Source organism: Bartonella sp. LB28NMGDW, assembly GCF_042194435.1.
Classification (GTDB): Bacteria; Pseudomonadota; Alphaproteobacteria; order Rhizobiales; family Rhizobiaceae; genus Bartonella; species Bartonella grahamii.
Genome location: NZ_JBHIMX010000028.1, coordinates 1 through 7,139, shown reverse-complemented (window position 1 = coordinate 7,139; position 7,139 = coordinate 1). Strand labels below are relative to the sequence as shown.

The 7,139-nt window shown below is 35.6% G+C and carries 2 protein-coding genes and 1 pseudogene; all 3 read right to left on the bottom strand.

Annotation, left to right across the window (positions count from 1 at the left end; all coding sequences use genetic code 11):
* A pseudogene (locus tag ACFIKG_RS08225) lies at positions 1 to 236 on the bottom strand (hypothetical protein); the annotation flags it as partial.
* Between the two features lie 1,243 nt (positions 237 to 1,479).
* On the bottom strand, positions 1,480 to 6,444 hold the full coding sequence (locus ACFIKG_RS08220; protein WP_375652091.1) for a DEAD/DEAH box helicase: 4,965 nt from the start codon (positions 6,442 to 6,444) through the stop codon (positions 1,480 to 1,482).
* A 513-nt stretch (positions 6,445 to 6,957) separates the two neighbouring features.
* A partial coding sequence (locus ACFIKG_RS08215) for a hypothetical protein (protein WP_375652090.1) occupies positions 6,958 to 7,139 on the bottom strand: 182 nt, incomplete at its 5' end.

Here is a 7,139-nt window from a genome sequence, read left to right as displayed (position 1 = left end):
ACCCAGCAATTGCCATCATGGGATAAGTTACTTTCATTTTCAATAAAACCGCCGAGGTCCCCCGCCTTAACATCATCAAAATCTCTTAGAGCACGTATACGGTGTAAAGTAAGACCATCAAAAGTGAATTTTTCATTGGTAAATTCGTATTTTTTTGCAGGCTCTTGTTGATTAACAGGCGCGGTTTCATTTGCAATATTAGAGATAACGGGGGTGTTGTTTGATATAGTTGTCATAATTAAAACCTTGTCGTAATTAAATTTTCTATTGACAACCCTATAAGGGCGTCGGGCGCTAGAAAACACGGCGACAAGTCCGCTGCTTACATTTTTCTCATAAAGAGTATTGTATGGTGTAAACACACCCGACAAAATTCTCATATACTAACAAAAGTATAAAAGATAGCCAATTTTTTAAAGCTTTGGAAAGATTGTTTCGTAATCTATCCGCTTGTCGTTTCAAAGTGTTTTCTAATCACTTGAGTGTTCATATAACAAAATACGTATTTATTGTCAATTAATATTTTATCTTTTTTGATATTTTTTATGTTTTTTAAATTCATTATGTGTAAATATTTATCATGTTCTTATCAAGAGCTTATTTTATATTTATGTGCTTTTAAAGCTATATTATGGGCTTTATAAAACGATTGCGTTATTTTCTGAATCTATACATTTATAATATTTAAAAACGCTCTCATAATGCGTATTTTTATCTTTATAACCTATCAGTTTTTTTACTAAATGAATTTTAATTTTTTTTGTGAATTTTGTTTATAAGGGGCTTTAATTTAAACGACCTTAATAGCACCGCGCTCTTATAACAAATGCTTTCATTTGCATTTTTGCTTTCTCTATAGCTGTTATGTTCTTTATAGCCATGGCATCATTTTTCATGTTCATAAGAGAAATGATAAATAGGATAATTGTGATTTATTGCTTGTTATGAAAACATCTCAATAGAAACTGATCATTATAGAGATGAGCAAAATCCCTTTTAATAAACTTTTGTCAGTCTTGTCAGTTCTTTTTAGACCCTATATCATTTTTTTCAAATGAGAGAAAATTAAAATCATTATATTTCAAGTTGTTAAGTTTTATCTATTTTTCAAAAAAAACAACCTATATTAATAATACAACCTATAAATTCAACTAATGCTATATGTTTTTGTAGGTTTTTTTTGGGGGGGTAGAAACATTCAAAACCTATAAGTAATATAAGAAAATGAATATACATAATTCTGTTTAAACAAAGCTTTTGAAAAGGATAAAGCTATCATTTTAGATTACGATATAATCTTTTAAAGGCAATCCAAATAAGAGTATCTAAAAGTGCAAATGATTTCTTTTTAGAATAACGCATATAAGCACTCTTTTTAAAGATTGTATCTAATCAACTTAACAAGAGAGATATAGATTACAGTTATAAATCTATACCCCTTGTAAGATAGCATGCCTATAATGTGAGCATGCTTTTAAGTTATTCAGTTTCTATTATTTCTAATTTTGGTAGTTTTTTCACGATTTTCATTGTTTCCAAACTTACGGTAATAACCCTCTGAAACAACTCTAATGGATAAGCAGGGTTGCCAACAGTTTCAACAGCATAGCGATTAGCATCATTCACAATACCACTCTTTTTATCAGTCTTTACACACTGACGCCCCATAACCCATTCAAGAGCGGGTTTACCATTGACGATATACTCATAAGCTTCAAGAGGGATATCTGTTATTGTGATATTGCTGTTATAAAAAACAATCGATTTATCTTTTTCCTTACTATTCCCAGCGAATTTCATTTCTGTAACGTAATAGAATTTTTCGGGATTAGAGATCTCTGTAACTTTTGGATTACCCTTTTTAAAGGTCACTGGATAAGGTTCTACAGTTTCATAATTCACGTGCAAATGACCGAGTTCACGCCCTGCTGTCACAAATTTCCAAAAATCATCAGCACTCTTTACGCAAGGAATGCGAGGTAATTCTTTGCATAAATTATCAGCATAACGGGCGCGATAATCTTCCGAATGAAGTAAACCGTAAACGTAATAGAACAAATCATCTTTAGTGATAGTCTCATTAGGATAAGCTACTTTAAAATGTTCTAACCCTTCATCCGTAATGGCATCACGCCTTTGTAAACCAGCTGTTTTGTTTTCCTCTATAGAGTTTGTAAACAAATGGGATTGTTTCTCACTTTTATTTTTTGAAACCGTAGTATCTTCGTAAATATAGCGTGGAAAACATTGACCTTTTTCTATTGAATCTAAATTAGGCAAAGCTTTAGTCATCAATACAGAAAAGTCTTTCTTTGCTCCTATACCTGTAATTTGTATCACCTTATTATCAACCGCTTGTCTTATCGGGAATATCCGCGGCATTTGATAAACTGCTTCATTAAAGACGCTATTGTAATAAAGCCATTGTTGTGTAAAAGGACGGTATAGGCTTTGAATAAGGCATTTATCTTCAAATTCGGAAAATTTACCTCTTAATAATTCTCTCTTAAGAGTACTGCTCCAACTAATCTTTCTTACATCGGAATTGACGAAATCATTCACGACCTTTGCACGTGCTGTACGATCAGCATGTGAATAGGTATTATTTAAACGTTTTACCTCATTATTATAGAAGGCAGTCATGTTATTCATATTTTTCTTTACAGATTCACGGCTTGAGTTATACGTCCAAGCATCACGATTGGTTGAAACACCAAGAGAATAAGTTTCAAAGAGCTTTTTATCATGCCCCTTTTTGACACCCATAGCTAAGAATGTTTTGAAACTGTCATCACGTTGATCAAGCCAATCACTGTACTTATCTGGTGTAATTATTTGCCAACCTTGTTTGCTCCGTGTAATACCATCAATGCTACCAAGAGACTCTATTATTATAAGCTTTTCTTTTCTCGAGAGATAATCTCCAATATCACGGAAATATATTTTGCCACGCTGTTGAGATTCTGGATTTTTAACCAAAATAGAGATAGCTATGGGAGCTCGAGATCCTTCACCAAAAATGCCACCACTTTCCTTTTTACGTTGTTCTCCAGAAGTCCGTGCATTCCCCCGTAAATGGAAAATATAAAGGCTGCTAAATTCTTCAACGAGGCATTTGCGTAAACCATCCATAGAATGTCCAGTAATAAAACCGGCATTTGTGACAAAGCCGATTACCCCAGCATTATCAATACGGTCACTAGCCCAGCGGATAGCGCGGATATAACTATCATATAACTTTTGCGTACTAGTTGCTTTCGATTTAGCTATATAAGTCTCACGAATACGATCATCTAATATGGGATAAGATATATTGGGATTATTATCGTTTTCATTCTTTTGTCCTACCGAGTAAGGGGGATTACCAAAGATAACTTTGATGTTCAGATTTTTCTGGTGTTCTAAATATTCACTGTTTTCTTTGAGTATACCGTCTATCAAGTTTTTTTCTTTAAGCGTTTGAAACGTATCAGCCAAACCAATATGCTTGAAAGGGATATACTCACCTTTCATAAGACTATGATAGGTCGATTCAATGTTAATCGCTGCTATGTAATAGGCAAGCAAAACAATCTCATTGGCATGAATATCATGACGGAATTTATATTCCATATCCTCTGGTTTGATGAGATTGGATTGTAATAGCCGTGTGATAAAGGTCCCCGTTCCAGTGAAAGGGTCAAGAATAGAAACGCCTCGAGAACTTAAGCTTTGTCCAAACTCTTGCTCTAAAACATCATTGACGGAATGTAAGATAAAATCAACTATTTCAATAGGCGTATAAACAATCCCAAGTTTATCTGTTGTCTTTTTGAATGCCTTGGTAAAAAAATCTTCGTAAAGTTTGATAATAAGATTCTGTTTTGCTCGCGTTTCAATAATACCCTCTGTATCATCCTTTACACTTTGATAAAACTTTTCAAGATCTTTGGCTTCGTCTTTGATATTCATCTTATCAAGTTCTCTTAAGATCTTTTCCATGGCTTGTGAAATGGCATTGTTTTGCACAAACTCATTTCCATCAAACAAGGATTCAAAAATAGGACGTGTCACAAGGTGTTGCGCCAACATCTCAAGTGCATCCTCTTGCTCGATACTGTCATTTAAACCGTTCTTTAATTCTTTATGAAAGGCATGAAAGGCGCGATAAGCTTCACTCTTTTTATCAGCGAGTATGCTTTTAAGACGGATAATATGATTTTGTGCAATTGCAGCCACATTGCCTGCCCATTTTTCCCATTGATTAGGCTCTCCACATTTTTTGACAATGATGGGCTTAATAGCACGCGATAATTCATCAACATAAAACTCGAATTCTTTTTGTCCTCCATACCTATGAGAATTTTCACTTGCTACTGAACCAATATGAAGCCCAGCACTTTCCGATTTCGCGTGGAAAGAGAGTTCGTCAACAACTGCGGTCATTGCTTGTAAAGCAGGGTCAAAAGTGACCCCTACAATCTCAAACACATGACGAACATCTTGGTCCAGCTCTAAGGCTTTTATTTTGTTTTTAAAGTTGTCATCATGAGCACGCAAAGCATTGAGAACTTGCCAGATGACATCATACTTTGTATTGTTTTCTAAAGCCTGTTGTGGTGGAATATTAAAGGGAATACCAACGGGTAAAATAATGTAGCCTGTTGTTTTACCTTCTGCGCGGCGCATCACACGCCCCACAGCCTGTATCACATCCACATGACTTTTACGCGGGTGTAAAAACATAACCGCATCAAGAGCAGGGACATCCACCCCTTCAGAGAGACAGCGGACATTGGTTAATACACGGCAGTTATTCTCATCTGTATCTTCTTTAAGCCAATCAAGTAATTTATTACGTTTTTTGCCATTAAAGGTTCCATCAATATGTTCAATCTCAAAATTAAGGGAGGTTTTACTTTCCGGCACAAATTTATGATATTCATCAATGGCGTCATTGAATAGTTCGCTAACTAGTTGAGACGTATTGATATTTTTACAAAAAGCCAGAGAACGACGCATAGGTTTTATGCCATCTTCTTCTTTCTTTTCTATTTGGGAAAGTGCTTTGTAGCAGCCAATGATTTTGGTTGTATCATCAAGAATAAGTTCGGAATTTTTATCTTTAAGCCGCTTCTGAATCGTTGCATTGATAATTGCTTCATCAACAGCTAAGACGATAACTTTATAAGATGTTAAAAGCTTATCTTTTAGAGCTTTTGAAAAAGTATAAGTGTAAAGATTTTTCCCATAGAGCTCTTCATCATCCATGGACGCTAGAACGGCATCAGATGCGTCAGCCTTTTTTTTCAGCTTGTCGGTAAAGATCTTGGGCGTTGCTGTCATATACAGCCGTTTTTTACCTCGAATGATGCTGTTATCATGAACCTTGATAAATTCAGATTCATTGTCTTCAGTTCCCAATGAAGCCCCAGTGGTTCTATGCGCTTCATCACAGATGATCAAATCAAATTCGGGTAAACCATGGTCTTTTTGTGCATCCGAAATCACTTGGATTGAATGGTAAGTGGAAAACACCACGGTCATCAGATCATGTGAAACCTTACCCGCTTTACTAGCCAGTTCTTTTGCATCAGTTGTTGCAGGCAAGGCAAGATCAGAGCTATCAAATTCAAGAGCATCATTTTTATTATTCTTACGACGTTTTCCCACTTGTGTATCCGAACACACGGCAAAGGAACGCAAAGGCACTTCTGTATCTTCTGTCCATTCACGGATTGTTTGAGAGATAAGAGCAAGGGAGGGCACCAAAAACAAAACACGCTTGCTTTTTCCTGCTATGTGTTCTGCTATCTTCAAACTGGTGAAAGTCTTTCCCGTTCCACATGCCATAATAAGCTTGCCACGGTCTGCTTCTTGTAAACCTTCACAGACTTTCTTGATGGCTTCTTTTTGATGATCTAAAAGCTTTTTTTTGGGTTGCTCTTTAAGAACGGCTTGTCCTTGTTCTTTATACGCCCCCCAATCAATTTGACTGTTCTCTAAATCAAAAAGGTTTATGCGTTGAATACGAACCTCTTGTCCTTCACAAGTCAGTTCGACTTTATCACTCCAATCTGTTTCGGTGCTATCAACCAGAATACGACGGGTGAAGATCTTTTTGCCAGAAGCTGCTATAAAACTATCAATATCTTCTTTTTTAATGATGTGAGAAGCATCATAGCATTTACATTGAATGGCAGCATAGCCACTTTCATCACGGATTGTAGCCACCAGATCAATACCAATATCAGTTCCATCTTCTTCATGCTCTTTAGCCCATTCACAATAGGTTTGAACCTTTTCGTATTCCTGCTTTTGAAGCGGGTCGTTTGTCAAATAAGCCATGACAAGGTTTTCAAACATGGTTCCCAATTCACGGGGTGATTTTGCTTGTTGACGATAATATTCTAAGAGAGAGCGTAAAGAGACATGTTCATGATCAGAATGATGAGGGCGAAGCATAAAGAATAAACTCCATAGCAATATATTCTATTGATTAATTCTCTTCAAAAGAATCAAAATGAAGTTAATTAAATCCATTTAGGACAAATAGCGAGTATCAGAAGAGGTAAAGTCATTCAAAAGCGGATAAATTTTTTCAAAAAGTTTTTTAAAGGCTGTTTATCCACAGCCCATGACACGGGGTCAGATCAGCAAAATAGTGAAATTTGCTATTCGTTTCACGGGTTAATCAAGACAAATGAAGCATGTGCCTTGATAGGTTTTATAGATAGGTTTTGAAGGTTTCTCAAAAACTTCAAAACTCATAGATAAGGCGTTCTTTGGAGATTCACTCTATGAATGCAAGGGGATATGGTTGAGCAAATTTATCCTTTATATTTATGGGGATATTGATGTATTAACCATTGACGGGCTAAACAGTTTTGTTTAGAGGTTTCTTCATATAAATGTGGGGGAGAAATCTTCAGCAGTTAAAATAAAGTGGTTTTTGTAAAATAGAGCAGTTTTTGGGTGTCACTTTTCTTTGGTAACAGAGGCATGTGCTTTTGTTAAAAGCGTCATAGGGCAGTGGCTGTTTTGAGTGGACTTGTTAGAGGTTCCATGAAGTTCTTTTAAACAATGCTTCATGAATAGTGCAAAGCGGGGGCAATCTGTATTGTTTTCTGTATTTTTACGCCAAAGTTCTCTTTTGAGAA

Bases quoted from the DNA above. Each gene is read 5' to 3' on its own strand.
- ACFIKG_RS08220 (WP_375652091.1), bottom strand. From the start codon at position 6,444: ATGCTTCGCCCTCATCATTCTGATCATGAACATGTCTCTTTACGCTCT.